The sequence below is a fragment of the Achromobacter mucicolens genome (genome assembly GCF_029866465.1).
Taxonomy (GTDB): Bacteria; Pseudomonadota; Gammaproteobacteria; order Burkholderiales; family Burkholderiaceae_B; genus Achromobacter; species Achromobacter mucicolens.
Window position 1 is genome coordinate 3477925 of the sequence record NZ_CP123364.1, and the last position, 22965, is coordinate 3500889.

The window sequence follows — 22965 nt, forward strand, 5'->3', positions numbered from 1 at the left end:
GGGGAGCCTGACCGATACGTGCCGGCTGGCTCGATAACCTGAATATGTGGCCGGATGAGACAATTTCAACACCCGGCGCCCCTCATGGTCGTTTTCGACGTGCAGCAGCAAACTTATCGATGAGCATATACGTTTTTGTGTACGGAACCCTACGGGCAGGCGAAATCAACGACCTCGCCCGGGCCGCCGCACGGCGCGGCCTGCCCCCGGCCAGCCATGTCGGCGCCGCCAGCGTGCCCGGCATGCTGGTCGATTTTGGCGACTGGCCCGGACTCATCCCCGTGGACGACGGCAGGCGGGTCCGCGGCGACGTCTTCCGCGTCGGCACGGCGCTGCTCGCCCTGATGGACGAGATCGAGGAATACGAGCCCGGCAAGCCTTGCTGCTTCGTGCGCAGGACGGTCTGCGCCCGCCTTGAAGGCCCCGGCGAACCCCTATTGCTGCACTGCGAGTACTACCCGATCGATCCCGCGTGGCGGGCCACGGCGATCGATATCGCCGGGGACGACTGGATCGTCCACCGTGTTTCCCGGACAACGCCGGACGACCGGAAGGGCCCCTCGTAAGACGTCCGTAGTAACAACGGACTACAATAGACGCCTGTCTCGTGCTTCACACCCGTTCCGGCGCCCGCCGCGCAATGGGCACTCTAAAGGTCATCGTATGCAAAAACGGGTCCCCATTGCCCCTGATGCCGCCCACTGTTCCACGTGCATGCTGGGCCATGTCTGCGTCCCCGTGGGCATGGCAGCCGCTGAAGTCGAAAAGCTGGACGAGCTGGTGAAAGAACGCGTCCGCGTCGAAAAAGGCAAGACGCTCTACTCGCTGGATCATCCGCTGGACGCCGTGTACGGCGTGCGCTTCGGCAGCCTCAAGACGCAACTTGAAGACGCCACCGGCCAGATCCAGATCACCGGCTTTCACCTGCCCGGCGAGATCGTCGGCATGGACGGCATGCTGGACGGCAAGCACGTGTCGGCCGCCGTGGCGCTCGAAGACTCCGAGGTCTGCGTCATCCGCCTGAACGAAGTCGATCGCGTGGCCTCGCACCTGCCCTCGCTGCAGCAGCAGTTCCGCCGCCTCATGAGCCGCGAAATCACGCGTTCGCACCAGATGCTCGCGTCGCTGGGCTCCATGCGTTCGGAACAGCGCCTGGCCGCTTTCCTCCTGAACCTGTCGCAGCGTTATGCCTCGCTGGGCTATTCCTCGACCGAGTTCGTGCTGCGCATGAGCCGCGAAGAAATCGGCAACTACCTGGGCCTGACGCTGGAAACGGTGAGCCGGCTGTTCTCGCGTTTTGCGCGCGACGGTCTCATCAAGATCAACCAGCGCGAAGTCCGCATCCTGGACCTGCCGGCGCTCAAGCAACTGCTGGGACACGAGAGCTGCTGAGCAGTCGCCGCGCCATGCGTCGGGCGCCTGCCCTCCTGCCTGCCGCGCTGGCGGTGGCCGCCGTGCTGGCATTTGCCAGCGCGCACGCCCAGACGCCGCTGCCGGACCCTTACGACTACGACGAAGCCACGCCCGCGCCCAAGCGCGCGGCGCCGCTGCGCTGGCAGACCGTTGAACTGGGTCGGCCCGGTCACCGGTACAAGATGCCGGTCTACGCCAACCGCGACTTGACCAAGGACGATCTGCGCGGCATCAAGCAGGTGCTCATCGTCATCCACGGCGTCAAGCGCGACGCCGACCAATACTTCGAAACCGCCGCGGCGCTGGTCGCCGCCGACCCGGCGCGCGCCGGCGACACGCTGGTGCTCGCTCCCCGGTTTTCCGGCTCCATCGACTCCGGGTTTGCCGGCATGGCCGCCTGGCGCAAGGCCAGCTGGGAAGACGGCCAGGAAAGTATTCAGGCCGCAGGCCGCCCAGCCCCCGTCGCCTCGTTCCAGGTCCTGGATGATTTGCTGCGCAGCCTGAACGACCGCAAACGGCTGCCGTCGCTGACCGGGCTGGTGCTGGCCGGCCATTCCGCCGGCGCGCAACTGGTGCACCGGTACGCGGTGCTGAACAATCTGGATGGCGCACTGCGCCGCGACGGCCTCACGCTGCGCTACGTGATTGCCAATCCGTCGTCCTACCTGTACCTGACCAACGAACGGCCCCGCGCCGACGGCAAAGGCTATGCGCCGTACGAGCGCGGCATCTGCCCGACCTACAACCAGTACAAGTACGGCACCGACAAGCTGCCCGCCTACGCCCGCGAAACCGACGACGCCACGCTCTTCGTGCGCTACGCCGCGCGCGATGTGGTCTACCTGCTGGGCGGCGCCGACAACAACCCCGAACACCGCCTGCTGGACAAGGCCTGCGGCGCCGAAGCCCAGGGTGCCACCCGGCTGGCGCGCGGCACGGGCTACGTCCAGTACGAACACGTACTGGCCGCGCGCGGCGGCAAGCCCGTCACCCTGCGCCACACCGCCTTCGAAGTCGGCGGCGTCGGCCACGACGGCAAGCGCATGTTCGGGTCGATCTGTGGCGTTCGGGCGCTGCTGGGCGGCGACGCCCAGGCTAGCCGCACCGCCGCGGCCTGCGACATCATCAAGCCTCGCGCGAAATAAGCGCTCCCCCTAGGGAAATTCCGCAGCCTCCCGCCTTGACAGGCGTTCGTGGCAGGCCTAAAACTTAACCTTATGGTTAAGTTAAATGATGACGCCCTCGATGCCATCTTTTCCGCGCTGGCCGATGGCACGCGGCGCCGGGTGCTGGCCGACCTGGAAAACGGCACGGCCTCGGTCAGCACGCTGGCCCAGCCGCATGCCATGTCCCTGCCCGCTTTCATGAAACACCTGCGGGTGCTGGAAGACGCCGGACTCATCGCGCGCGCCAAGGATGGCCGGGTCGTGAGCTGCACGCTGTCTCCCGCCCCCCTGGGCGCCGCCGCCGGCTGGCTGGCGCGCTACGAGAAGTTCTGGACGGGCCAACTGGATTCGCTGGCGCGATACCTGTATCACGAAGAGGAAATCCATCCATGGAAAACCGACTCTCCCCCATCGAGTTGCGGCTCCAGCGACGCTTTGACGCCCCCGTCGAACGTGTCTGGCGCGCCTGGACGGACCCGCAAGCGCTGATGCGCTGGTTTGGCCCGGCAGGCACGCAGCGCGTGCTGCTGGCCGAAACCGACGTGCGGGCGGGTGGCGCCTATCAAGTGGGCTTCGTCACCGCCGACGGCGCGGAGCACCACGCCAGCGGCCGCTATCAGGAGGTCGCGCCGCATCGCCGCCTGGTGTTCACCTGGGCGTGGCGCGACACCCCGCAGGAAGTCTCGTTGATCACGCTGGAATTCACGGCGGCGGGCGCCGGCACCGACCTTGCCTTCCTGCAGACGCCCTTCGTCGACGAAGCCACGCGCGACGGCCACGAAGACGGCTGGTCGGGCGCCCTGGAGCGGCTGGCCCATCACCTGGCCGGCGCGGCCTGACGCTGAACCCGAGCCCGGGCCAACGCGCCCGGCACGAAGAGGAGACGTACGATGCAAACCGATCATCCCGTCGTATCCCGCCAACAATGGCACATTGCGCGCGAGGCGCTCTTGCGGCGCGAAAAGGAACTGACCCGCGCCACCGACGCCGTGACCCGCGACCGCATGGCCTTGCCGTGGGTGCAGGTGGACAAGTCCTACACATTTGAAGGCGCGCAGGGGCCGCAGCGCCTGCAGACCCTCTTTCACGGCAAGCGCCAGCTCATCGTCTATCACTTCATGTTTGGTCCGGACTGGGAGGAAGGCTGCGTGGGTTGCTCGCTGCTGGCCGACCACCTGGACAGCGCGCTCATGCATCTGCGGCACCATGACGTGTCGGTGGTGGCCGTCTCGCGCGCGCCGTACGCCCGGCTGGCCGCGTTCAAGGTCCGCATGGGCTGGGCATTTGACTGGTATTCCTCGGCGGACGGCGACTTCAACTTCGATTTCGGCGCGTCCGTGCCGCAGGCGGATGGCGCGGTCGAGGAACGTCCTGGAGCCAGCGCCTTTTTTCGTGATCCCGACGGCGAGATCTTCCACACCTACTCGGCCTTCGAACGCGGCGTGGAGCGGCTGGCGGGCGCGTACAACTATCTGGACATCGCGCCGCTGGGCCGCAACGAAAACGGCCCATATTTCGACGTACGCGACTGGGTGCGCCACCATGACCAATACGGCGACGCCCCCCGCCACACCTGCCACGGCCAGCGCTAAGCCGCCGGCCACGGCCGGCATGGCGGGTCTCTGGCTGGCCTGCCTGGCGGCCATGGGCGCCGGACTGGTCGTGGACACATGGCGCACGCCCGCCGCGCTGCTGGCCAGCGAATGCGGTGCGCCGGGCACCCTGGTGCAACTGGCCTGGCGGCACGCGGCGCTGATGCCCGCCAGTTCCGCCGCGATGGCGCTGGCAGCGCTGCTGCCTTGGTCCCGGCTTCCCTGGTCCCGGCGTCCGGGGGCAAAAACGCCGCTGGCAAGCCGCCTGCTATGCCTGATCCTGATGGCGATCGGAATGGTGCTGGGCGCGCGCCTGGGCGTTCAAACGGCGCAGGCGCTAGGTACCGCACCTTTTTGGGGAATGGTGTTGGGCATGACCGCCGGCATGGCCGCCGCGCTGTTGCCGGTGGCCGCGCTCAGCGCCTGGCGCCGGTAAGCGGTCGGACGGCGGGCGGCTGTGCCTCGATTGGCGCCGCGCCGGGCGCCTGGATCTCCAGCGCGGACGTCGCCTGCGCCACGCACGGCAGGATCCAGCCCTCTTCCTTTTCGTCCCGCGACAGGCCGGGCCATTCGATGCCATACACGACGGTTCCCTCGACCAGCAGGCATATGCAGGCACGGCACGTGCCATTGCGGCACGAACTGGGCAGCTTGATGCCCGCCGCCTGCGCCGCAAGCAACACGGACGTGCCGGCGGGCGCCTCAAAACGCAGGCCTGCCGGCTGGACAAGAACGGGGTACGAGGACATGGGCGTTGAGACGGCGGCCGCCGTTCAGGCGGCGTTGTCCTGCCAGTCCAGCTTCCAGGCGCCGGACAGCACGTTCTGCATCCACAGCACGCAGGTCAGGGTCTTGGCGTCGGTGACCTCGCCCTGGCTGCAGGCGGCGATCAGGTCTTCGGGGCGCGTGCTGATCACGTCCAGGAATTCATCCTGGTCGAGCTGGCGTTCCCCCGCCTGCAGGCCGCGCGCAAAGAAGATGTGAATGATCTCGGTGGAATAGGCGATCGCCAGATGCAAGGCGCCCGCATGGGCCCATTGGGCGGCCGTATAACCCGTTTCCTCGAGCAGTTCGCGCTTGGCGCACACCAGCGGATCCTCGCCCGGATCCAGCTTGCCCGCCGGAAACTCCGTCATCACGCGCCCGATGGGATAACGGAACTGGCGCTCCAGCAGCACCCGGCCGTCGTCCAGCAGCGGAATCACCACCACCGCGCCCGGGTGCACCACGTATTCGCGGATGCCGGTGTGGCCGTTGGGCAGGCTGACGGTGTCGCGGCGGATCTTCAGGAAGCTGCCGTCGTATGGCGCCTCGCTCGCGAGTAGCGTTTCGACGAGATGGGTATCGGCGGGTCGGGTCATGAGGACGTCTGGATCATGGACAGGAAGGGGCGAATGGCCGTGCGAAGCACGCCTGGCAGCTTACCATCGCCCCGCCGGCCACCGGTCAGCCGAACTTGCGCGCCGCGTCCAGCGCGAGGCCCGCCCCGATGCTGCCAAACAAATCGCCTTCCACGCTGCGCGCCTCGGGCACCAGCCGGGACACGCTTTCGCGCAGGCGCGGCACGCGGCTGGAGCCCCCGGTGAAGAACACGGTGTCCACGTCCGCCGTGGACACGCCTGCATCGCGCAGCAGCTGGCCCACGGTGGTCTCGACCTTGTCGATCAATCGCCCCACGCACGCGTCGAACGACGGGCGCGTCACCTCGACGCCCAGCTCCGGCGCGACGCGCGACAGGTCGATACGCGTGGCGGGCGCGTCCGACAGCGCGATCTTGGCTTCCTCGACCTGCACCGCCACCCAGTGGCCCGCACGCTCCTTGACCAGGTTCAGCAGCAGGTCGATCTTCTGGCGGTCGCCGGCCTCGGCGCGGATGTAGGCAAAGTGCTCGGCTGCCTTGCGCGTGTAGGCCTGGTTGATGGTGTGCCAGCAGGCCAGATTGCCGTACTGCGTCGACGGCACGTCCTTGCCGCTGCGCAGCTGGCTGCCCAGACCCAGCAGCGGCATCACATGCGCCAGGCTCAATTGCTTGTCGAAATCGACCCCGCCGATATGCACACCGCCATAGGCCAGGATATCGTCGCGGCGGTCGGGCTTGGCTGCGCGGTCCGGTCCCAGCCGGATCAGCGAAAAGTCCGACGTACCGCCGCCAATGTCGATCACCAGCACCAGCTCTTCACGGCTGATCTGCGACTCGTAGTCAAACGCGGCCGCCAGCGGCTCGAACTGAAATTCGATGTCGGTAAAGCCCACGCTGCGCGCGATCTCTTCCAGCGTGTCCTGCGCCGTCTGGTCGGCGGCGGGATGGTCGTCCACGAAGAACACGGGACGGCCCAGCACGGCGCGGGTAAAGCCGCGCCCGGCAGCCGCCTCGGCGCGCGCCTTCAATTCGGCGATAAAACGCGTCAACAGCACGCGGAACGGGATGGAGCGGCCCTGCACTTCCGTCGAGCCATCGATGAGCGAGCTGCCCAGCAGGCTCTTCATCGAGCGCATCAGACGCCCGTCATAGCCGGCCAGGTAGTCGGAGATGGCCGCCCGGCCATAGCTGACCTCGGCGTCCTCGTCATGAAAGAAGATGGCCGACGGCAGGGTGGTCTTGCCGTCTTCCAGCGTCAGGAGCGCATGTTGGTCGGGACGGCTCCAGCCGACGGTGGAATTGGAGGTGCCGAAGTCGACGCCGCAGGCGGTGGAAATCATGGGAATTCAGGCGCTTAGAGCAAAACGGCGCACAAGTGTACCCGCTCTGGCTCCGGCCCTGGATTCCCACCCGCTTCTATTGCTGCTGGCGGCGCTGCTCCAGTTCGCGCAGGCACTGCTCCAGGCCGGCCTGCATCTGCGTGCGCGACGTGGCGGCACGGTCAGACACCGTGCGGCAGCGTTGGAATTCGGCCTGGCTTTGCGGCGTATCGCGGATCACCACCGGCGGCGTCTCGGGCGTGACCGTCATGCGCAGCGTCGACGGCGGCGACAGGCTGCCCTGGCTGGACGGAAACTGCATTTCCTGCGTCGTGCCGGGCACGGCGTTCTGGGCTTGGGCGGCGCCCGCCGCGCACAGGGCAGCAAGCAGGAAGGCAGAGACGTGGTGTTTGTTCATGGAAACCTCTTCGATAAGTCAGCGCCCGGTCCGATGGCCGGCTGCGACCCTATCGTATTACGCGGCGTGGCGCCCGCGTCGTGCCAAGACGCTACACGGAAGCCGCCAGTTGTTTCCTCGCATTTCCGGGCAGCCCCGCTTGCCGGATTGCCCTCAAGATGGGCGCCGCGATTGGCGCAACGGGTCCAGCAGCGACGACAGCCCGTTATGGTCCAGTTCGTGCATCAGCGCCAACAGGCGCCCCAGCTCTCCAGGCGGAAAACCCTTGCGCGCGAACCACGCCAGATAAGGCCCCGGCAGATCGGCAATCAGCCGCCCCTTGTATTTGCCGAAGGGCATGTCGCGCGTGACCAGCAGCGACAGCAGTGCCGGATCCATCACGTTCATCGCGGCCCGCCGCCGGCAAAGAGTTCGGCGGACGGCACCGCGGCGATCTTCACGCCAAAGCTCGAAATGTCCGGCAGCGTCGCGTTGTGGTGCGCCCGGATCTGCGCGCCATCCGCGTGCGGCTTGTCGTGCGTGGTGTGCGCATCGGCCGCCAGCGTCACGGGCAAGCCCAGCCCCGCCGCGCGCCGCACGGTGGTGTCCACGCAGAACTCCGTGGCGTAGCCGCACACGACCAGTTGCGTCACGCCCCGGTCCGCCAGCACCTGCGCCAGATCCGTGCGCAGAAACGAATCCGGCGTCGTCTTGCGGATGCGGATGTCTTGCGCGGAAGTCGCCAGGCGCGTGTCCAGATCCCATCCCGGCGCGCCATGCGCAAGGTCCGAGCCGGGGCTTTCATGCTGAACATAGATGACCGGCACGCCGGCCGAGCGGGCGCGTTCGGCCAGCGCGTTGATGCGCGACAGCACCTGCGCGGCCTCGAAAGGCGGCGGCGAGGTTTCGAACAACGCGCGCTGCACGTCGATCACGATAAGGGCGGTATTCATGGAATGTCGTCAGGAGGCAGACTGGATCACGATGCGTGGCTCGCACCGTACCGGAAAATTCACGGAATTGGCAATGAAGCAGAAATGGTGCGCGCGCTCGTGCAGCGCTTGCGCCAACGCGGCGTCACCGCCCGCCGCGATCGTGACCTGGGGTTTGAGCGTGACCGAGGCAAACGCGCCGCCGCGCTTCGGGTCTTCCACCATGACGCCTTCGGCCTCGTCCCGATAGGCCTGCACGGTCACGCCTTCGACCGCGCAAAAATGCAGATACCAGAGCTTGTGGCAGGCCGACAACGAGGCCACCAGCATGTCCTCGGGATTCCAGCGCGCGGGGTCGCCGCGAAAGGCCGGGTCCGACGATCCTGGCACGTCGGGCTTGCCCTCGGCCTGGATCAGGTGGTCACGCGAATAAGCTGCGTAGCCGGCCGTGCCGGCGCCGGTGTTGCCGGTCCATTCGACAGAAACTTTGTAATGGTGTTCGCCTTTCATGCCTGTCGCCCTATCGCTGCGCCGGCAGCCCGATGCCGCCTCCCGCGCAAGGAACGCCGAGCTTAGCGCACGCCTGCTTGTCCCAGTTGGCCAAATTTGCGGCGTTGCGGTCTTACATCCCGTTTCAGCATCGGACAGTTACTGTCCGTATCGTGAAAACGCGTCTGGCCGTCCGTCAGGCCGTCACACAGGAGCTCGCCATGATGAAAACCACCCTGACCTGCACCCTGAGTCTTGCGCTGCTTGCGGGCTGCGCCCCGTCCAAGCCGATCACCGCCCGCTCCGTGCCGGTGGACAACCACACCGCCCGCAATTCCCTGGATTGGCCGGGCAGCTATGAGGGCGTCCTGCCCTGCGCCGATTGCCCCGGCATCCGCACGCGCCTGACGCTGATGAAGGACGGCCGCTACGAGAAGCTGACGCAGTATCTGGACCGTCAGCCCCAACCCGAAGTCGTGTCGGGCACCTTCAGCTGGGAGTCCGACGGCAGCACGATCCGTCTGGATGCCGCGGGCGACAGCCAACGTTACTTCGTCGGCGAGAACCAGGTAACGATGCTATACCGCGACGGCACGCGGCCCACCGGCCCGCTCGCGGGTCATTACGTGCTGCGCCGCGCGCAATAAGGCATCGCGCCGCTGCGGGCTTTGGGGCTATCCTCTGGCATCGACCGCGCCCGGCGGCGCGCCCCCTCCCGCAAGGAAGCCATGAAGACCGATCACGAACTGCTGTCTGCCTTCGCCCCCACGGGCGTGCTGCGCGCGTCCATCAACCTGGGTAATCCCATTCTCGCCAATGCCGACCCCGCCACTGGCCAACCCGGCGGCGTGTCGGTGGATCTGGCTGCCGAACTTGCGCGCCGGCTGGGCGTGACACTGGAACTCGTCGTCTTCAAATCCGCGGGCGAATCCGTCAGTGCGGTGGCCGCCGAACAAGCCGACGTTGGCTTTTTCGCGATCGACCCGCTGCGCGGCGAGCAGATCGCCTTCACGGCGCCGTATGTCGTCATCGAAGGCGCGTACCTCGTCCGCCAGGACTCGCCGATTGCCGGCATGGACGACGTTGACCGTCCCGGCCAGCGTGTCGTCGTCGGCAAAGGCAGCGCCTATGACCTGTACCTGACGCGTGAACTGAAGCAGGCCGAGATCTTTCGCGCCCCCACCTCGCCCGCCGTCGTCGACACCTTCCTCAAGGAAAACATGGAAGTTGCCGCAGGCGTGAAGCAGCAGCTCGAAGCCGACGCGCAACGCCTGGGCGGCTTGCGCCTTCTGGACGGCCATTTCATGCTGATCCGCCAGGCGATGGGCGTGCCCAAGCGCCGCGGCGACAAGGCCAGCGCCTACCTGTCGGCCTTCGTCGAAGCCATGAAGAAATCCGGCTTCGTCGCCGAGGCGCTGGCGCGCCACAAGATCCAGGGCGCCGCCGTGGCGCCGCTGGAAACGGCCGCGTAGTCCTGGACGTAGTCGTAGGCGCGGGAACGCCGCACGGCCGGGCGTCTTCAAACAGCTTCCCGGCCGGCAGCGATGGACTAATGGCTGATCATCCAGGGCCTCGCGCCCGCGAATGACTTGGCGCCATCGCCCGACGTGCGCGTCCGGCCCCGCGAGCGCCCGCCGCTGCAGCACCCGCAGTTCATGCCGTGCCCCGCCCGCGTGCTGCGCGGCTCATTGGCGCTGCGTTCATTGGCCGCGTGCGCCCGGTTCATCGCCGAGGACAGCGCAGACACCGCCGGTGCACCCGCCACGATGCGGCCCGACAGCACCCCGCACTGCGGGCATGCGGCCGGATCCCGCCACTGCGCCAAGGGCCGCAACAGGGCAAATTCGCCGCATTCCGCGCAGGCATAGTCATACATCGGCATCGTCGTCTCCTACAGATCGCGCGACAGCGGCATGTCGACGTCGCCCTTGATGTGCTTGACCGGTCCGCTGGCCGACGGCTGGATGTCGAAATCGAAAATCTCCGTCGGCAACCAGAGCGTCGCGCACGAATTGGGAATGTCGACCACGCCGCTGATATGCCCCTGCACCGGCGCGCAACCCAGCAGCGAATAGGCCTGCGCCCCCGAATAGCCGAACTTCTTCAGGTATTCGATGGCGTTCAGGCACGCCTGCCGGTAGGCCACGTTCACGTCCAGGTAATGCTGCTTGCCGGCCTCATCGACCGAAATGCCTTCAAAAATCAGGAAGTCCTTGTAGGCCGGCGTGATCGGACTGGGCTTGAAGATCGGATTGCGGATCGCATATTTGTCCATGCCGCCCTTGATCAGCGACACGCGCATGTGCACCAAGCCGGCCATTTCGATCGCGCCGCAGAACGTGATCTCGCCGTCGCCCTGCGAAAAATGCAGATCGCCCACCGACAACCCGCCGCCCTTCACATACACCGGGAAAAACACCCGCGCCCCGCGCGACAGGTCCTTGATGTCGCAATTGCCGCCATGCTCGCGCGGCGGAACCGTGCGCGCGCCCTCGCCCGCCGCCCGATCGCGGTCCGGGCCCTGCAACGCGCCCATATGCGCCGTCTTGGGCGCGGGCGGGTTGGCCAATGGCGGCACGCGATTCGGATTGGTATCGATCAGCGCCTGCTCACGCCGGTTCCATTCGTCCAGCAGTTTGCGGTCCGGCAGGCACCCGATCAGTCCCGGATGAATCAGACCCGCGAAGCTCACGCCCGGAATATGCCGCGACGACGTGAACATGCCGTGAAAATCCCAAATGGATTTCTGCGCATGCGGAAAATGATCCGTCAGAAACCCGCCGCCATTGTTGCGGCTGAAAAACCCATTGAACCCCCACAGGCTGTCGGGCTTGGCGCCAATATCCAGCAGGTCGACCACCAGCAGGTCCCCCGCCTCCGCGCCCTCCACGCCCACGGGCCCGGACAGAAAGTGCACGGTGGACAGATCCACATCCCGCACATCGTCGGCGCTGTCGTCGTTCTTGATCGCGCCGCCCGTCCAGTCATAGGTTTCCAGAATGAAATCGTCCCCAGGCTTTACCCACACCGCCATCGGAATATCCGGATGCCAGCGGTTATGGATCTGCTTGTTGTCGTAGGGGGATTGTTCCAGATCGACACTGATAAGCGTGTTGGTCATTCTCTTTCATCTCCGTCGTAAAGCGTTGATAAAACAGAAGGGTTGACCGTTGGCTGTCTAAAAAGAAGCCGCAATTAAGGCTTCGTAAGCCATTGATCTGTAAAGGACGGTAGGACAGTTTTAGACGACGGTAAACTGGCTTTTTGCTCAGTGTGCCCTACTTCACCCCCCTATCCGAGCGCACTGGTGGCTGCTCGACCTGTCGCCGCCGCCCCGTGTCTGATTTCATCTAAATCTCGGCCCTCTCGCTCGTATAATGACCATTGGGCGAAGCGACAAGGAAGATTGGCAGCACATGATCCCTCCCATCGAAGACCGAAGAGTGCTGATACACCGGCAACTTGTCGCTGCGCACGAGTACCAACTTCGCGCGACCGATACTTGGGGAATCGAGGTCCTAAAGACTTTGTTTCTGTTGAACGCCGCTGGATTGGCGGGGGTATTCACACTAGCGCAGACCGTCACACCACGAGCTTCCCTGCCGTTTGTGCCGTTTGCGCTGGGAATTGCTCTGGCCGTCGCCAGTCTAACCTTCGGCCGATACATGCACTCAGCAGGAGCCCGCGGCTGGAAGGCAAGCGCGGACTGCTATGCGAAGTCTTTTAGCGATAAAGACACCGAATTGAAGAACCCGCGGGAAGTGGGATCTTGGGAGTTCGCGCAGATAATTTGCGCATATGGTTCCGCCATCTGCTGCTTGTGGGCGGGGTACTGTCTATACAAGTTGTTTAGTATGCTTCCCTCGGCCTGAGTCGCAACGACTGCACACTCTAAGCGCGCAATCGAAGGTTACTTAGTCCGACATTGCTTACTTTGGGCATCAGTCTCTCGCCACTCATACGCTTCCCTCGAGTCGACGCCTTGTGGGTTGTCGACGTGCGATGGGGAGAGCCCACCACCGCTCGCCTTCAGGCCGCAAGCGAGCGCCCGAGCCAAGCGCATATCGTCCTGATCCTCGCGGATATACCGCTCCCGCTCCTTGTTGTAACATCGCGCGGAGATTTTTCGTTCGCGCGTATCTAATAACGCCACTTAGGTGACACAGAAAACAATGAACATTAAAGCCGGCTCCTACACCGTTCTCGAGGCAGGGTCCGTCATGTCTTTCGGCATGACACCCATTACTTTTCAGTTCGCCGACTCTCTAAATGTCCGAGTGGAAGTGACGACAGATGGTGGCAAGCAAAATGTTAGCGTGGTCGGAGAGGGGCAGACGGCAGTCTTTAAGTTTCAGAATCCTGATGGCCTTGGTGTCGGATACGCCAAGCCCGTCAAGTTTGGTCAATTTCAAGGGAAGGACATCTATGCGGGAATAAGGGTGAGCCTGCACGGTGATGGAGACCACGCATCATTCGCACTCGACTACACCTTCTTTTTGGATGCGTCCAATGGCTAACGCGAAAGTTGAACTCGAAGTAGCGTCATCGGGCAAAGTCGAGATTGCAGGCTCCGACCGGGGCATCTTGAAGCTCCAATTAGATCATCAAACGAAATCCGCAGAGTTGTCGACAGCAACCCGACAGCTTATCGTTCGCAATCTTTTTTCCGGCCAGTTTTGTGCGTTTATCCTATCGTTCGTTGTAGTAGTTGCTGGAGTAGTTCATTTATTTTTGTCAAAATCAGTGTCCGACGCTATGGAGTATTGGAAGTACGCGTTTCCACTGATCGGCACATACGTCGGCTACGCAATCGGACGAGAGGTTTCCAGCGACAAGCAAGACGAGTAGCAAGGTCGCGAAGTCAGCGATTGCCCCATGATACCTGTACGCAGGAGGAGAAGATCCCCTATACTGGCCGTCCCGTTCGGAGGGACAATGTGCAGCCACTATCAGACGTTGAAAGACGCCGAGCTGCTGCTCAAGAAGTTCGGCGTGACCCGGCCGGGAATGCTCGGCAAGTACGACATGTGGCCGCGCTACCAGGGCATCTTCGTCCGCCGCCCCCCGGAGCGTGACCCCGGGGATGAGGCGGTGCCCGGCATCGAAGCCGTGACGGACCGCTGGGGCCTGATCTCAGGATCCACCCGGCCGGACGCGGTGGCCGGCGCGGAGAAGCTGTCGACCTTCAACGCCCGTGATGACCGCGTCGCCAACGCCTTTACCTTCCGAATCGCCTGGCGCCGGGTGCAGCACTGCATCATCCCCGCCGACGCGATCTTCGAACCGGACTGGGCGATCCGGAAAAGCGGTTGCCACCCGGTTCACCCGGGCGGACGGAGCGCCGCTAGGGATAGCCGGGCTGTGGGATCGCTACCGGGGCGGCGCCGGTCAGTGGCACGAGAGCTACACGATGCTGACCATCAATGCGGACAACGATCCCCTGTTCCGCGACTACCACCAGCCCAACAAAGAAAAACGCATGGTGGTGGTCCTTCCCGAGGGTGCGTATGGAGACTCGCTGACTGCCAGCTCCGACCAAAGCAGCGGATCGTGCTTTGCTCTATAGTCAGCACCCATTACCTCGGCCAGAAGCGCCGGGACAACGCCCCTGCCCCAGCGGTGATAGGCACCGTTCGGATGTACTCCATCACGCGCCAGGACATGCGCCGTCAGGTGCGCGTCATGACGATGGACGGCCTGGCCAAGTTCGGTGCGACCGCGAAGGGGCCGATACCCGATCTGCTCGAACCGGAACTGCTCACCTTCTGTTCTGACCGGGGCCTGATGGTCTGCGGCTTCGAAGAGATCGAGGGGCGGCGCTACTACCAGGGATGGTGGATGCAGTGGATTGCGCATTGACTAGCGAAGTGCGAAAGAGGATGGCGCCGCCGCAGGTCGTCCTAATGCAAACATTGCTAAATCTATGTTCGCTGAGGTCCGCGTCAATAGTATCCAATGGGATACGATGACAGCCTCATCAGAGGTAGCCATGCCCACTATTTCCGTAAAAGACGAAGTTCGCCTGAGAGAACTCATTCCCACCGTCCAATCCGGACGCGGATCTAGAAGCGATGTCGAAGCACTTCTTGTCAAGATTCGGCAACTAGCTCACCGCGGCAGCGTATTGCAGGACATCTGCAATTTTGCCACCCACCCTGAAGGGCGGGATTCAGGAGCATCGTCGAAGCATCTGAACACTATGTATGATCGGTTTCGTCTGTTGGTCATACAGCAGGGCTTTTTGGGCCCGGCATTCAACATACGAGATCCACTCCCCCCATTCGCCTATCGAGCAATCCTCGACAGCTGCCTCCAAGTGAACGCTAAAGAACTCAGAAGGCTATTCGCCCTGACTCGCGCCAACTTGCAAACCGAGGTCAAAGCGGCATTTGAATTTGTTCAAGGGAGTAACACATTCGTACTACACCCCTGGCGCTTGTCCCCAAATGCAAAGCATGCCTTGCAACGTGCGATGCAAGTACTAGTGGTAGGTCCTGCGTATGACATTGAGACTTTTCATACGCAATTAATTTCATGCCTAGGTGGGATCAATTGCGGCTTCTCGCGCAAGGAGTATTTACGAAATAAGGATCAATTGACTGCGGGTGTCCTGTGCCTCATCGCTGGGACTGTCTTCGAATTAGAAAACGGGGCGAAGGCCAGCGCAGGTTTAAACGTTGAGGGGGACGAATTGTGCATACAAGCAAGTCTTCCTGTCACTCATCCCAATGGAAATTCGTTGTCGATGTTGTTTTCTTTAATTTGTACAAAATTGAAAGCGCAGAAGTGGTGCGATGCCACCTTATTCGTTCGCACTGAAGCGAACGAGGCAAGCGAGTTCAACGTGGCCTACCGATTTGCAGACAATGTGGCCGGAGTATCAATCAATTCAGAAGGGCTGTTGACGGATCCAACAGCTTCGCGTCCCTAGCCACTTCAGCATTGCACGGATGAATCCACTACTCCACCGGATACCTGACTTGACTAGTGGCTGCTCAAACGCAGGCCTCGGATGTAGCCTTGTAATCCGTTCACTTGGTAAGCCCGTGCTGCAGCATCCTTTCCCACCTCGCCAAGTCGTCGTCCAAGGCTTTGAGCTCGGCCGAGACACTCTCCAAATAGGCCGATCCAGTCGGGTCCGGCATCATCAGGTCCGCCGCCAGCGTAGGGAGCCTCGGCGCGCCTGTCGGCAAGCTGCCTGCGCAACCCGTCAACACGAACAAAAGCGGCATCCCGATCGCGTTCAGCTTTAGCCAGCTTCGATTCGATCTGTTGTCGCGCCAGGACGGCGCCGCGATGTTCGGCATCTGCATGATCTCTTTCCTCCTGCCAGGCGCGCTCAATGACCGCCTGACGTTTCTCGATTTCCTCCTGCTTGGCATTTTCGCCGGCCTCGTACTGGCTGGCACCGTACCAGCGCACACCCAGGATGGCCGCGGCCAGCAGGGCGGCACCAATGAGGAGGTAGGGCAACGCAGTGCGCAGGAGCGGGTGCATGCACGGCCCTTCCAATTGCGCGGGATCTGGAAATGCGGCCCGTCCTTGAACTTCTTCCAATCGCCACCCCGCCCTTATCGCCGCTTGCGTGGCGTTGAGGTCAGCGAGGTCCTCATCCACGAAGCGGCGCTGTTTGTCTGTCAGTGCCGTTTTGTTTCAAAATGATATAGTCACCAAAAATATTGGCCACGCAGATATGAAAAAAGACTTTGAATCCCGAAAAACGACTGAGGACGATTCCAACAAAAACATCTGGTGGGCCTTCGCGGTGCCTGCGGGAATTGCGGCCTATTCGATGATTCACTACGTGATCAATTTCGGATCGGACCTATCCAACGACCAGGCCATTTGGGGACAATTTGGCGACTTCATTGGAGGAATTGTTAACCCGGTTGTTGGGTTGGTGACTATTGTCTTACTCATTCTCACGCTGCACTCGCAAAGAAAAGAGTTGCAAGAGCAGCGCGAGCAGGCTGCAGTACAAGGGTTTGAGCAAACGTTGAACAGCTGGATGAGCCATTATCGCGAGGCCGTCTATCAAACCGATTATTTGAATGGAGACGACCCCGGCCACGCACGATTGAGAGGGTTAAGAGCCCTGGAGGCAATGGTGTGGTCAAACAACGCCAAAACCAAGGCCGAAATCATCCGAGCACTGTCCCCTCCAGCTCATTCGCTCGATTCCCCGATACAAGAGATGGTCCGTGAAGCCATGTTCGCACCTGATCCCATCTCTTGGTGGGCAAAAGTCTACGAAGACAACGAGCCTCATCTGGCAACGCTTCTTCGGACCCTCTACACGCTCATCAGGTGGGTGGACGATCATGAGGCCATCAGTTGGCGGCAAAAATGGGAGTACGTTTCGATAATTCGCGCTCGGCTATCGACCCCAGAACTCATCATGCTCTTTTTTAATGAGACGACACCTCGCGGGAAGAGGTTTACTGCGTATGTCAACCGGTACGCATTGCTGGACAACTTGCCGGATGACTGCCACGGCTACGTGGAGGTGTCGCGGGATCTCAAATCCCACGGATTTTCGGAATCAAGCTTCTCTTCCGACATAGCTAAAAAGTCCCTATTGTCCGGAAGTGTCAAACCAAAAAGCATTTCGAGCCAGCGTGATTTGACAACCCTGTAACGGCTCATAGGGACACTGAGTGTTTCCGAGTAGCCACAGAGCATTCCGCGAGCAACAGACCTTCTGTATCGGCCTAATTCTGAAGCGGAGGTCATCGCGCTCAGCGATCCCCCCGAGCGCAGGCGTAGCCGATGTCAGCGAACCGGTGCCCATGCGGCCCGGGGACAGTTCTCTCTGGCCCCTGCTCTCTGGAAACAAAAAAGCCGCCCGAAGGCGGCCCGAATTCCAGACCTTAACAATCAGGGTCGCACTTCAGCGATTGCTCTGAACAAGGTCAAGCCGCCTACATAAACTAGGCTGCCGTAGTCGTAATTGATATCGTTCGCATAAAGAACTAACTCATGTTCCCCGACAAAAACCGATGCGTCTCCGTGACCACGGACTTTGAGCTCCCAGTCCGGCGTAAGCGTTCTTGGCGCGGCACTAAGATCGAGAGGATCCAGTAGCGCCGGGCGAACTCGAGCTACCAATTCTTCATGAGGATGTCTTGCGGTCGCGGGCCTGTCGAATGCCCAAGTCACTCGGAGTTCTGCAGTGCCAATTCGCGACTTTACGATTGCAGGCCTTACCGGATCATTCGTCACGATGAACTCCAGCCCGGAATTCTTGTTTTCCTTAAAGACCATCTCGAAAGAGCTCAAGATGTCCGACACGCGGCTTTCAATTCGGTTGACCGCGAGGGTTGCGAGGCGAAGACCGCCCCACTTTAGTTCGCCAAAAGGGCCGCCGGGTAAATTTTCCATAGTCTCTTCTACAAAAACCGGGGAGACCATAGTTTGCAACCTGAGGTCACAAAACGCAAAGCTGATTGTTCGCAGAATGCTTCTTCAGGGCGCAACAGCCCGGGAAAATTGTCCCACTTCCCGTCCCACTTTTGGCGGGTTCATGTCCCACTTGTGGGACACGGAGTATTCGGCAAAGGAGCCTCTGCCCTCTGCCGGCGCATGACCTGTTGATTGCGTCGCCGGCTTGCACGGCCCCCCCAGCCAGAGGAAAGGATCAACCACATCACGACGCCGCCCGCGCCGCGGCCTGGGCGGTGGTCTCCGCCACTGAATGCCACCGGCCGCCGTTCGTGCTCGAAGAGAACGTGCCGGCGTTCGCGCAGTGGCAGCTTTACCCGGCATGGTGCGCGGCGATGAGCGCCCTGCGCTACGCCTGTCGCCCGTCATCTGGGACGCGGCAGATTGCGGTGTGCCGCAACATCGCCACCGCATTCTGATCGCGGCCACGCGCAGCGAACACCCTATCCAGCTTTCGGCGCCCACCCTGCCTCACCGCCCCATCCGGGAGGTGATCGACTTCGGCGCGGCCAGTTGGTCCGATATCGAACGCCCCGGCCGGGCGCCCAAGACCCTGGCGCGCGTCCGGGCAGGCCGTAGCCAGTACGGCGACCGCTTCGTCATGCCGTACTACGGATCCGGCTCGGGCATTACCGACCGCTCGCTGGAACGCCCGCTCGGCACCATCACGACCCGCGCGCGCTGGGCGCTCGTGGACGGTGACCGCATGCGAATGCTCCCGACCGCTGAGAATCGCGCCGGCATGGGCTTCACAGACGACTACCACCGCCCAAACAACCACGCCCTGGGGCTGCACATGCTGGGCAACGCCAGCCGGCCGCCGCTGGCTGCATATGCCATCGACGCAATCAGGAGAGCCGCATGAACGACCACACCCCCGCCTCCCAGGCGCTAAGCACTAACCAGTTGAGCTATGAATACGTCAATGCCGTGTTCCCGCAGCACGGCTACCAAAACCCGGAAACCGTCATCGCGCGGCTCTACCAGTGGATCGGCCTGCACGTTGGAGTAAAGCGGTTCGAAGATCGTGCGGGCAGTTGGATTGATTTTGACGCCGCTCACAAACTGTTCGACCCCGTGGCTGTCGATGCCGCACCGCCACTCGACAAGGAGATGCAGCATGAACACATGCCTCCCCCCCGCTCCCAACTCGCAAAACGATGCGATGCGGTACGGCTTGCAGGTCGATGCGGCTGGGCGTCGCAACCGGCGCGGTTGGAAAACGCGATGCAAACGTTCAGGATCGTATATTCGTTTGATCCAGGACGGCCGACAGTCTCTCCACGCGTTGAAGAATTTGTCGGACGTGCTCTCGAAAGAGCAAATCCATACCTTCCTCCTTATCTGCGATGCTATCTAAGTTCACCTTTAGACGGTCAAAGCGTCCGTAGACCTCCGCAATTAAAACCCCGATCCCATTGTGGAGTAGTGGCAATTTATCCAACACTTGCCTCGTACCGTTCATAGACATCCGTCCCACTACAGCCTTCAGATCCCCAGCTCGTTCACGAGAAAGGACCTGTCCATCCGACAACATCAAGACATCCTGGAGAACACTTTCAGCGACGGGAAAGTGAACTTCTCGAAGCTGGACAACTTCCGGGAGGATTATCCAATACGCCACTTCCGCGGCCCGGCGAATTTCCTCATCACGATCACGTCTCTGCCGCGTGGCGACAGAAATTGCAGCGAAGACTGCAGCGACCGTTCCAACCGCAGCGATCAAACTCGCTACGATCCCTCCCCACTGAAGAATCAACTCCAAAGTTCCCGTTGAAGGCATTTCCACTACGGCGACTTGACTCGGCTTCACGTCTCGATTCTCCCATTCTGGGCAGCCTCAGATGCTACTCGACTGATCGTCTCATTTCAGTGTCGCGAGGTCACATGCCAATCAGAAAGCATTGAGGCGCGACTAACACAATTTTGGACGTTGAATATATAACTCCTTGCCCCACAGCCGCCGATTTGGCGTCCAAGATCTTGACTGACCTCGGCTTCGCTCAAGCAGCGAGTGCAGAACCAGGCGCAGACCGTCGGCGCGATCATATCCGGTCTGATCAAATCCGCTTTGCTTTCCAAGCTACCCGCTCCTGGAGCAGATGAACCCTCGGACGCGGCCCAGTTGTCCGCCGACGAACTAAACGACCTGATTGCCGACCCAAACGCCCTGGTGGCTCTGGCCGATGGCCTCGAGGATATCAAGGGCAACGAGAACGCCGCGCTTGCTGCGACCATCTTGCGGCGCGAGGCGGTCCGGCTGGCAAGTTCCCCTATAGCCGAGGAGGCGCAATGGGAGACCAAGTACCAGCAGTTGTTCGTGGCGGCTGCCCGCGAAGCGCTCGCCGCCATCAGCGAAAGGCTGGGCCTGGACCCCAACGACGGGGAGCCGGACGTCAATCTCTCTGCGATTGGCGAACAGATGGGCCGGGCGAATGATGCCGCGCCCCAGGCCAGCGAGGCGCAATACTCCTGCCCCAGCGGCGACGGATCCCTACGGTGGCCGTGCGCTGCGCACGCCGCCCGACCGGAAGTCGGCCGCCTCAAGCAGCTCGCCGCGGCGCTCGGCAACTGCGACTGGAAATGGTGGGATTCCTGCTCGTTCCGGCGTCTGACGTTTGAAGACGGGCCACAGCGGCGCGATGGCAGCGCTTTGCATGGCACCGATCTGCGATCCATTGGGCATCCGACGTGAACATGGCACCTGGCGTCCGCGAGTTCATCGAAGCCGCTAGCCCCTTGGTCGTGGGGCAGCTCGCCGCCCCCCGTCGAGCGCCGCCCAGGTCCGCGAGTGCGCCGAAACCCTCGGGGCCGAGCAGATCGACGCGCAGCGCGCCATGCGGGCCTATGCGGACACGGTGTCACTGCTGGACGAATTGCCACGTTTATGACGCAGAAAATACGCGTCATCGATTCATTATTGATTCAGCCCGCTCCGTGCAGGCTTTGTTTTGGAGGCGATGTGCTCACGCTCTCCCAACAGGAGCTGATCGAACTTACCGGGAAGGCCAGGAAGAACGGGCAGGTTGACTCCCTGAAATTCCTTGGCATCCCGTTCAAAATCCACCCTGATGGACCCACCGTGGTTCTCCGGGCCTCTATGCAGGCAGCATTAGGCCATGCGACCAAGAACCAAAGACCGTCATCTCTCAGCCCGCGTTTACCGGAAGCACGGGGCGTTCTGGTACGTCAAGGGCGGTAAATGGCGCAAGATTGGGACGGACCTGCATAGTGCACTGGTTGAATACGCACGGATCATCTTAGTCCCCCAAGAAGGCATGACGACACTGATAGATGCGGCGCTAACCCCCCTTCTCAAGGATATTTCCCCCGCCACACAACGTCTCTATAGGCCTGCGGCGGAGACCCTCAAGGAGGTCTTTGCCAACTTCCTACTCGACTAGATCAAGCACGGACACGTCGTTCAGACGATGGATGCGTTCGCCCACGCCTACGGGCGTGCCAACCGGCTTCTCACCGTCCTGAATTTGACGTTCCAATGGGCGCTCGACTGCGGCAGGGTAGAGTCGAACCCATGCGTCAGCGTCATTCTCTTTCATCTCCGTCGTAAAGCGTTGATAAAACAGAAAGGTTGACCGCCGGCTGTCTGAAAAGAAGCCGCAACTCAGGCTTCGCAAGCCATTGATCTGTTAACGACGGTAGGACAGATTACGAGAGCGGTAAACTGGCTTTTTGCACAGTGACCGACCCTGTGCCGCAGCTGCATTGCGCAGCGCGCCGAGAATTACGCCATAGGCAGGGTCCCCTGCTGGGGACGCCCGGACGAGGGTGCACCGAAAACGGCGCCTGCGGACCGGCACATGCCGCGCAGCGGGCCGCCAATTTTCGGCCCGCGGCATTGCCGCGTTAACGCAATGGCGTTTCAGCCCTGCAGAAGAATTCCCAACCGGCTATTCCACATGTCGCCATAGCCCTTGCCAGCGACCGGGATACGGATCAATGGCCGCTTCAGATCGTTAGTGGAAAAGTCGAAGTGAACGTTCAGGAACGACAGATTTCCGCTGCCGGACTTCTCGGTCCATTTGAGCTGCCACTTGCGGATGTAAGAAAAGTCCAGGACTTCGCCCGGATCCTTTGCTCCATCGACCATGCACAGCTTCTGGCTTTGCGGGTCGAATGCGATGACGACCTTCTTGCCCTTGTCGCTCAGAATCAACTCGCTGTCGACACTGTCTTCCGGAAACGCCGTGCCCAACCGTTGATTGTGTTCGCGAAATTTCGCCAACAACGCCTTGTGCCGCTGCTGCTGGCGATGCACGGCCCAGGCGATCAGCGCGATGATGGTGACGACGAGCGAAATGATATTGAACATGGAGAAGAATTCCTGACGGCCGGTGGGCGCTGTATCGACCTTAACGGTTAAAGGGCCTGAAACTTAAGCGTCCCCGGGGTGCGGGCTGCAGTTATGATGCAAGCCAATCATCGCGCTACATCAAGGTTTTCCAGCATGGCCGTACCGCATCGCCCATTCCTCGCCACCGTTCTACTCATCACCGCGTGCGCCAGCGCGCCCGCCTTGGCCGACGACGGCTGCATCGCGCGCGTCGATGCGGAGCTGGCCCGCATCAAACAGGCGCAAGACGTCCAACGCACGCGCGAGGCCGCCAATAATCTGGAATTGAATCGGGAGCTTTGCCAGGGCCGGCTGGACCTGCTGGACGCGCGCTTTGCGCTCAGCGACGACTTTGAAGCATGCCGCCGCGACGGCGTGCAGTTTTCGGATCAGGTCACGCGCACGCTGACGGGCGCGTCCGACGATCTCACGGACATGAAGGCGTCGTGGATCCGGACCTGCGGCCTGCACATGAAGAATTGAACGCGGGCCTGCGATTGCG

General features: G+C 62.2%; 32 protein-coding genes and 1 pseudogene. 19 read left to right on the forward strand and 14 right to left on the reverse strand.

Annotated features, from left to right (window positions below):
- Positions 1–119 precede the first annotated feature (119 nt).
- The 7 genes from QEP15_RS15845 to QEP15_RS15875 all read left to right on the forward strand — a co-directional run bounded on the left by QEP15_RS15845 (position 120) and on the right by QEP15_RS15875 (position 4607).
- A complete protein-coding gene (locus tag QEP15_RS15845) occupies positions 120–566 on the forward strand; it encodes a gamma-glutamylcyclotransferase family protein (protein WP_152384840.1) in 447 nt (148 codons plus the stop codon).
- Between the two features lie 97 nt (positions 567–663).
- Positions 664–1392, forward strand: coding sequence for a fumarate/nitrate reduction transcriptional regulator Fnr (gene fnr / locus QEP15_RS15850; protein ID WP_056324138.1), 729 nt, complete (start codon positions 664–666; stop codon positions 1390–1392).
- Positions 1393–1406: 14 nt separating this feature from the next.
- The gene (locus tag QEP15_RS15855) at positions 1407–2558 is read left to right on the forward strand and encodes a hypothetical protein (RefSeq protein ID WP_056324136.1); all 1152 of its coding nucleotides are present in this window, start codon (positions 1407–1409) and stop codon (positions 2556–2558) included.
- Positions 2559–2630: 72 nt separating this feature from the next.
- The gene (locus QEP15_RS15860; RefSeq protein WP_280147687.1) at positions 2631–3068 is read left to right on the forward strand and encodes an ArsR/SmtB family transcription factor; all 438 of its coding nucleotides are present in this window, start codon (positions 2631–2633) and stop codon (positions 3066–3068) included.
- A complete protein-coding gene (locus QEP15_RS15865; RefSeq protein ID WP_280147688.1) occupies positions 2969–3418 on the forward strand; it encodes an SRPBCC family protein in 450 nt (149 codons plus the stop codon). Before QEP15_RS15860 ends, QEP15_RS15865 begins: the two co-directional genes overlap by 100 nt.
- Positions 3419–3469: 51 nt before the next feature.
- Positions 3470–4171: a DUF899 domain-containing protein gene (locus tag QEP15_RS15870; protein ID WP_280147689.1), complete on the forward strand. Its 702-nt coding sequence runs from the start codon at positions 3470–3472 to the stop codon at positions 4169–4171.
- Positions 4122–4607, forward strand: coding sequence for a hypothetical protein (locus tag QEP15_RS15875; RefSeq protein ID WP_280147690.1), 486 nt, complete (start codon positions 4122–4124; stop codon positions 4605–4607). The genes QEP15_RS15870 and QEP15_RS15875 overlap by 50 nt, the downstream gene beginning before the upstream one ends.
- Here QEP15_RS15875 and QEP15_RS15880 read toward each other — a convergent pair.
- From QEP15_RS15880 to QEP15_RS15910, 7 genes are all read right to left on the reverse strand, one after another.
- Entirely contained in the window at positions 4588–4920 is a 333-nt protein-coding gene (locus tag QEP15_RS15880; protein ID WP_253856494.1) for a 2Fe-2S iron-sulfur cluster-binding protein, read from the reverse strand. The two genes, QEP15_RS15875 and QEP15_RS15880, sit on opposite strands and share 20 nt — an antisense overlap.
- Positions 4921–4944: 24 nt before the next feature.
- Positions 4945–5532, reverse strand: a complete 588-nt coding sequence (locus QEP15_RS15885; protein WP_062840630.1) for an NUDIX domain-containing protein — start codon at positions 5530–5532, stop codon at positions 4945–4947.
- 85 nt (positions 5533–5617) lie between these two features.
- Complete coding sequence (locus QEP15_RS15890; protein ID WP_180098398.1) at positions 5618–6871, reverse strand: Hsp70 family protein; 1254 nt, start codon at positions 6869–6871, stop codon at positions 5618–5620.
- Between the two features lie 76 nt (positions 6872–6947).
- The gene (locus QEP15_RS15895; protein ID WP_056324115.1) at positions 6948–7268 is read right to left on the reverse strand and encodes a hypothetical protein; all 321 of its coding nucleotides are present in this window, start codon (positions 7266–7268) and stop codon (positions 6948–6950) included.
- Positions 7269–7421: 153 nt separating this feature from the next.
- Positions 7422–7646: a DUF3820 family protein gene (locus tag QEP15_RS15900; RefSeq protein ID WP_056324642.1), complete on the reverse strand. Its 225-nt coding sequence runs from the start codon at positions 7644–7646 to the stop codon at positions 7422–7424.
- Between the two features lie 5 nt (positions 7647–7651).
- Positions 7652–8200 (reverse strand): cysteine hydrolase family protein, encoded by a 549-nt coding sequence (locus QEP15_RS15905; RefSeq protein WP_280147691.1) that lies wholly within the window; start codon positions 8198–8200, stop codon positions 7652–7654.
- Positions 8201–8209: 9 nt separating this feature from the next.
- The gene (locus QEP15_RS15910; protein WP_063953791.1) at positions 8210–8689 is read right to left on the reverse strand and encodes an OsmC family protein; all 480 of its coding nucleotides are present in this window, start codon (positions 8687–8689) and stop codon (positions 8210–8212) included.
- A gap of 200 nt (positions 8690–8889) precedes the next feature.
- Between QEP15_RS15910 and QEP15_RS15915 the strand changes: the two genes are divergently transcribed.
- Together QEP15_RS15915 and QEP15_RS15920 are read left to right on the forward strand one after the other, a co-directional pair.
- Positions 8890–9315, forward strand: a complete 426-nt coding sequence (locus QEP15_RS15915) for a copper resistance protein NlpE (protein WP_056324109.1) — start codon at positions 8890–8892, stop codon at positions 9313–9315.
- A gap of 81 nt (positions 9316–9396) precedes the next feature.
- Complete coding sequence (locus QEP15_RS15920; protein WP_280147692.1) at positions 9397–10140, forward strand: ABC transporter substrate-binding protein; 744 nt, start codon at positions 9397–9399, stop codon at positions 10138–10140.
- A gap of 77 nt (positions 10141–10217) precedes the next feature.
- Here QEP15_RS15920 and QEP15_RS15925 read toward each other — a convergent pair whose 3' ends face one another.
- Positions 10218–10550 carry an FmdB family zinc ribbon protein gene (locus QEP15_RS15925; protein WP_280147693.1) on the reverse strand — a complete coding sequence of 111 codons (333 nt, stop codon included), beginning with the start codon at positions 10548–10550 and terminating at the stop codon, positions 10218–10220.
- 9 nt (positions 10551–10559) lie between these two features.
- On the reverse strand, positions 10560–11789 hold the full coding sequence (gene fmdA, locus QEP15_RS15930; RefSeq protein ID WP_280147694.1) for a formamidase: 1230 nt from the start codon (positions 11787–11789) through the stop codon (positions 10560–10562).
- A gap of 1051 nt (positions 11790–12840) precedes the next feature.
- Here fmdA and QEP15_RS15935 point away from each other — a divergent pair.
- The 5 genes and pseudogenes from QEP15_RS15935 to QEP15_RS15955 all read left to right on the forward strand — a co-directional run bounded on the left by QEP15_RS15935 (position 12841) and on the right by QEP15_RS15955 (position 15599).
- On the forward strand, positions 12841–13185 hold the full coding sequence (locus tag QEP15_RS15935; protein ID WP_280147695.1) for a DUF6864 domain-containing function: 345 nt from the start codon (positions 12841–12843) through the stop codon (positions 13183–13185).
- Positions 13178–13516: a hypothetical protein gene (locus tag QEP15_RS15940; RefSeq protein ID WP_280147696.1), complete on the forward strand. Its 339-nt coding sequence runs from the start codon at positions 13178–13180 to the stop codon at positions 13514–13516. Before QEP15_RS15935 ends, QEP15_RS15940 begins: the two co-directional genes overlap by 8 nt.
- An 87-nt stretch (positions 13517–13603) precedes the next feature.
- Positions 13604–14234, forward strand: a pseudogene (locus QEP15_RS15945) (SOS response-associated peptidase).
- Between the two features lie 71 nt (positions 14235–14305).
- On the forward strand, positions 14306–14527 hold the full coding sequence (locus tag QEP15_RS15950) for a hypothetical protein (protein ID WP_280147697.1): 222 nt from the start codon (positions 14306–14308) through the stop codon (positions 14525–14527).
- Positions 14528–14657: 130 nt separating this feature from the next.
- Positions 14658–15599 carry a hypothetical protein gene (locus tag QEP15_RS15955; RefSeq protein ID WP_280147698.1) on the forward strand — a complete coding sequence of 314 codons (942 nt, stop codon included), beginning with the start codon at positions 14658–14660 and terminating at the stop codon, positions 15597–15599.
- A 53-nt stretch (positions 15600–15652) separates the two neighbouring features.
- Here QEP15_RS15955 and QEP15_RS15960 read toward each other — a convergent pair whose 3' ends face one another.
- Positions 15653–16165: a hypothetical protein gene (locus QEP15_RS15960; protein WP_280148918.1), complete on the reverse strand. Its 513-nt coding sequence runs from the start codon at positions 16163–16165 to the stop codon at positions 15653–15655.
- Between the two features lie 196 nt (positions 16166–16361).
- Here QEP15_RS15960 and QEP15_RS15965 point away from each other — a divergent pair, with 196 nt between their 5' ends.
- Positions 16362–17306, forward strand: a complete 945-nt coding sequence (locus QEP15_RS15965) for a putative phage abortive infection protein (protein ID WP_280147699.1) — start codon at positions 16362–16364, stop codon at positions 17304–17306.
- A 239-nt stretch (positions 17307–17545) separates the two neighbouring features.
- Here the strand turns inward: QEP15_RS15965 and QEP15_RS15970 are convergent, their stop codons facing one another.
- A complete protein-coding gene (locus QEP15_RS15970; RefSeq protein WP_280147700.1) occupies positions 17546–18049 on the reverse strand; it encodes a hypothetical protein in 504 nt (167 codons plus the stop codon).
- A gap of 364 nt (positions 18050–18413) precedes the next feature.
- Between QEP15_RS15970 and QEP15_RS15975 the strand changes: the two genes are divergently transcribed.
- Positions 18414–18974 (forward strand): DNA cytosine methyltransferase, encoded by a 561-nt coding sequence (locus tag QEP15_RS15975; protein WP_280147701.1) that lies wholly within the window; start codon positions 18414–18416, stop codon positions 18972–18974.
- 26 nt (positions 18975–19000) lie between these two features.
- Here QEP15_RS15975 and QEP15_RS15980 read toward each other — a convergent pair whose 3' ends face one another.
- A complete protein-coding gene (locus tag QEP15_RS15980; RefSeq protein WP_280147702.1) occupies positions 19001–19231 on the reverse strand; it encodes a hypothetical protein in 231 nt (76 codons plus the stop codon).
- A gap of 115 nt (positions 19232–19346) precedes the next feature.
- Entirely contained in the window at positions 19347–19922 is a 576-nt protein-coding gene (locus QEP15_RS15985; RefSeq protein WP_280147703.1) for a hypothetical protein, read from the reverse strand.
- A gap of 201 nt (positions 19923–20123) precedes the next feature.
- Between QEP15_RS15985 and QEP15_RS15990 the strand changes: the two genes are divergently transcribed.
- Both QEP15_RS15990 and QEP15_RS25995 read left to right on the forward strand, forming a co-directional pair.
- Positions 20124–20804: a hypothetical protein gene (locus QEP15_RS15990; RefSeq protein WP_280147704.1), complete on the forward strand. Its 681-nt coding sequence runs from the start codon at positions 20124–20126 to the stop codon at positions 20802–20804.
- Between the two features lie 192 nt (positions 20805–20996).
- Entirely contained in the window at positions 20997–21311 is a 315-nt protein-coding gene (locus QEP15_RS25995; protein WP_425285957.1) for a DUF4224 domain-containing protein, read from the forward strand.
- 681 nt (positions 21312–21992) lie between these two features.
- On the opposite strand, the gene QEP15_RS15995 is transcribed toward QEP15_RS25995, so the two are convergent.
- A complete protein-coding gene (locus tag QEP15_RS15995; RefSeq protein ID WP_280147705.1) occupies positions 21993–22442 on the reverse strand; it encodes a hypothetical protein in 450 nt (149 codons plus the stop codon).
- Positions 22443–22577: 135 nt separating this feature from the next.
- Between QEP15_RS15995 and QEP15_RS16000 the strand changes: the two genes are divergently transcribed.
- Positions 22578–22946: a hypothetical protein gene (locus QEP15_RS16000; RefSeq protein ID WP_280147706.1), complete on the forward strand. Its 369-nt coding sequence runs from the start codon at positions 22578–22580 to the stop codon at positions 22944–22946.
- Positions 22947–22965 lie beyond the last annotated feature (19 nt).

Bases quoted from the DNA above. Each gene is read 5' to 3' on its own strand.
- QEP15_RS15880 (WP_253856494.1), bottom strand. From the start codon at position 4,920: ATGTCCTCGTACCCCGTTCTTGTCCAGCCGGCAGGCCTGCGTTTTGAG.
- QEP15_RS15860 (WP_280147687.1), top strand. From the start codon at position 2,631: ATGGTTAAGTTAAATGATGACGCCCTCGATGCCATCTTTTCCGCGCTG.
- fmdA (WP_280147694.1), bottom strand. From the start codon at position 11,789: ATGACCAACACGCTTATCAGTGTCGATCTGGAACAATCCCCCTACGAC.
- QEP15_RS15965 (WP_280147699.1), top strand. From the start codon at position 16,362: ATGAAAAAAGACTTTGAATCCCGAAAAACGACTGAGGACGATTCCAAC.
- QEP15_RS16000 (WP_280147706.1), top strand. From the start codon at position 22,578: ATGGCCGTACCGCATCGCCCATTCCTCGCCACCGTTCTACTCATCACC.
- QEP15_RS15875 (WP_280147690.1), top strand. From the start codon at position 4,122: ATGACCAATACGGCGACGCCCCCCGCCACACCTGCCACGGCCAGCGCT.
- QEP15_RS15900 (WP_056324642.1), bottom strand. From the start codon at position 7,646: ATGGATCCGGCACTGCTGTCGCTGCTGGTCACGCGCGACATGCCCTTC.
- QEP15_RS15895 (WP_056324115.1), bottom strand. From the start codon at position 7,268: ATGAACAAACACCACGTCTCTGCCTTCCTGCTTGCTGCCCTGTGCGCG.
- QEP15_RS15940 (WP_280147696.1), top strand. From the start codon at position 13,178: ATGGCTAACGCGAAAGTTGAACTCGAAGTAGCGTCATCGGGCAAAGTC.
- QEP15_RS15960 (WP_280148918.1), bottom strand. From the start codon at position 16,165: ATGCACCCGCTCCTGCGCACTGCGTTGCCCTACCTCCTCATTGGTGCC.
- QEP15_RS15950 (WP_280147697.1), top strand. From the start codon at position 14,306: ATGTACTCCATCACGCGCCAGGACATGCGCCGTCAGGTGCGCGTCATG.
- QEP15_RS15915 (WP_056324109.1), top strand. From the start codon at position 8,890: ATGATGAAAACCACCCTGACCTGCACCCTGAGTCTTGCGCTGCTTGCG.
- QEP15_RS15865 (WP_280147688.1), top strand. From the start codon at position 2,969: ATGGAAAACCGACTCTCCCCCATCGAGTTGCGGCTCCAGCGACGCTTT.
- QEP15_RS15910 (WP_063953791.1), bottom strand. From the start codon at position 8,689: ATGAAAGGCGAACACCATTACAAAGTTTCTGTCGAATGGACCGGCAAC.
- QEP15_RS15885 (WP_062840630.1), bottom strand. From the start codon at position 5,532: ATGACCCGACCCGCCGATACCCATCTCGTCGAAACGCTACTCGCGAGC.
- QEP15_RS15955 (WP_280147698.1), top strand. From the start codon at position 14,658: ATGCCCACTATTTCCGTAAAAGACGAAGTTCGCCTGAGAGAACTCATT.
- QEP15_RS15845 (WP_152384840.1), top strand. From the start codon at position 120: ATGAGCATATACGTTTTTGTGTACGGAACCCTACGGGCAGGCGAAATC.
- QEP15_RS15905 (WP_280147691.1), bottom strand. From the start codon at position 8,200: ATGAATACCGCCCTTATCGTGATCGACGTGCAGCGCGCGTTGTTCGAA.
- QEP15_RS15890 (WP_180098398.1), bottom strand. From the start codon at position 6,871: ATGATTTCCACCGCCTGCGGCGTCGACTTCGGCACCTCCAATTCCACC.
- QEP15_RS15925 (WP_280147693.1), bottom strand. From the start codon at position 10,550: ATGCCGATGTATGACTATGCCTGCGCGGAATGCGGCGAATTTGCCCTG.
- QEP15_RS15870 (WP_280147689.1), top strand. From the start codon at position 3,470: ATGCAAACCGATCATCCCGTCGTATCCCGCCAACAATGGCACATTGCG.
- QEP15_RS15920 (WP_280147692.1), top strand. From the start codon at position 9,397: ATGAAGACCGATCACGAACTGCTGTCTGCCTTCGCCCCCACGGGCGTG.
- QEP15_RS25995 (WP_425285957.1), top strand. From the start codon at position 20,997: ATGACGCAGAAAATACGCGTCATCGATTCATTATTGATTCAGCCCGCT.
- fnr (WP_056324138.1), top strand. From the start codon at position 664: ATGCAAAAACGGGTCCCCATTGCCCCTGATGCCGCCCACTGTTCCACG.
- QEP15_RS15855 (WP_056324136.1), top strand. From the start codon at position 1,407: ATGCGTCGGGCGCCTGCCCTCCTGCCTGCCGCGCTGGCGGTGGCCGCC.
- QEP15_RS15935 (WP_280147695.1), top strand. From the start codon at position 12,841: ATGAACATTAAAGCCGGCTCCTACACCGTTCTCGAGGCAGGGTCCGTC.
- QEP15_RS15995 (WP_280147705.1), bottom strand. From the start codon at position 22,442: ATGTTCAATATCATTTCGCTCGTCGTCACCATCATCGCGCTGATCGCC.
- QEP15_RS15980 (WP_280147702.1), bottom strand. From the start codon at position 19,231: ATGCTGCATCTCCTTGTCGAGTGGCGGTGCGGCATCGACAGCCACGGG.
- QEP15_RS15970 (WP_280147700.1), bottom strand. From the start codon at position 18,049: ATGGAAAATTTACCCGGCGGCCCTTTTGGCGAACTAAAGTGGGGCGGT.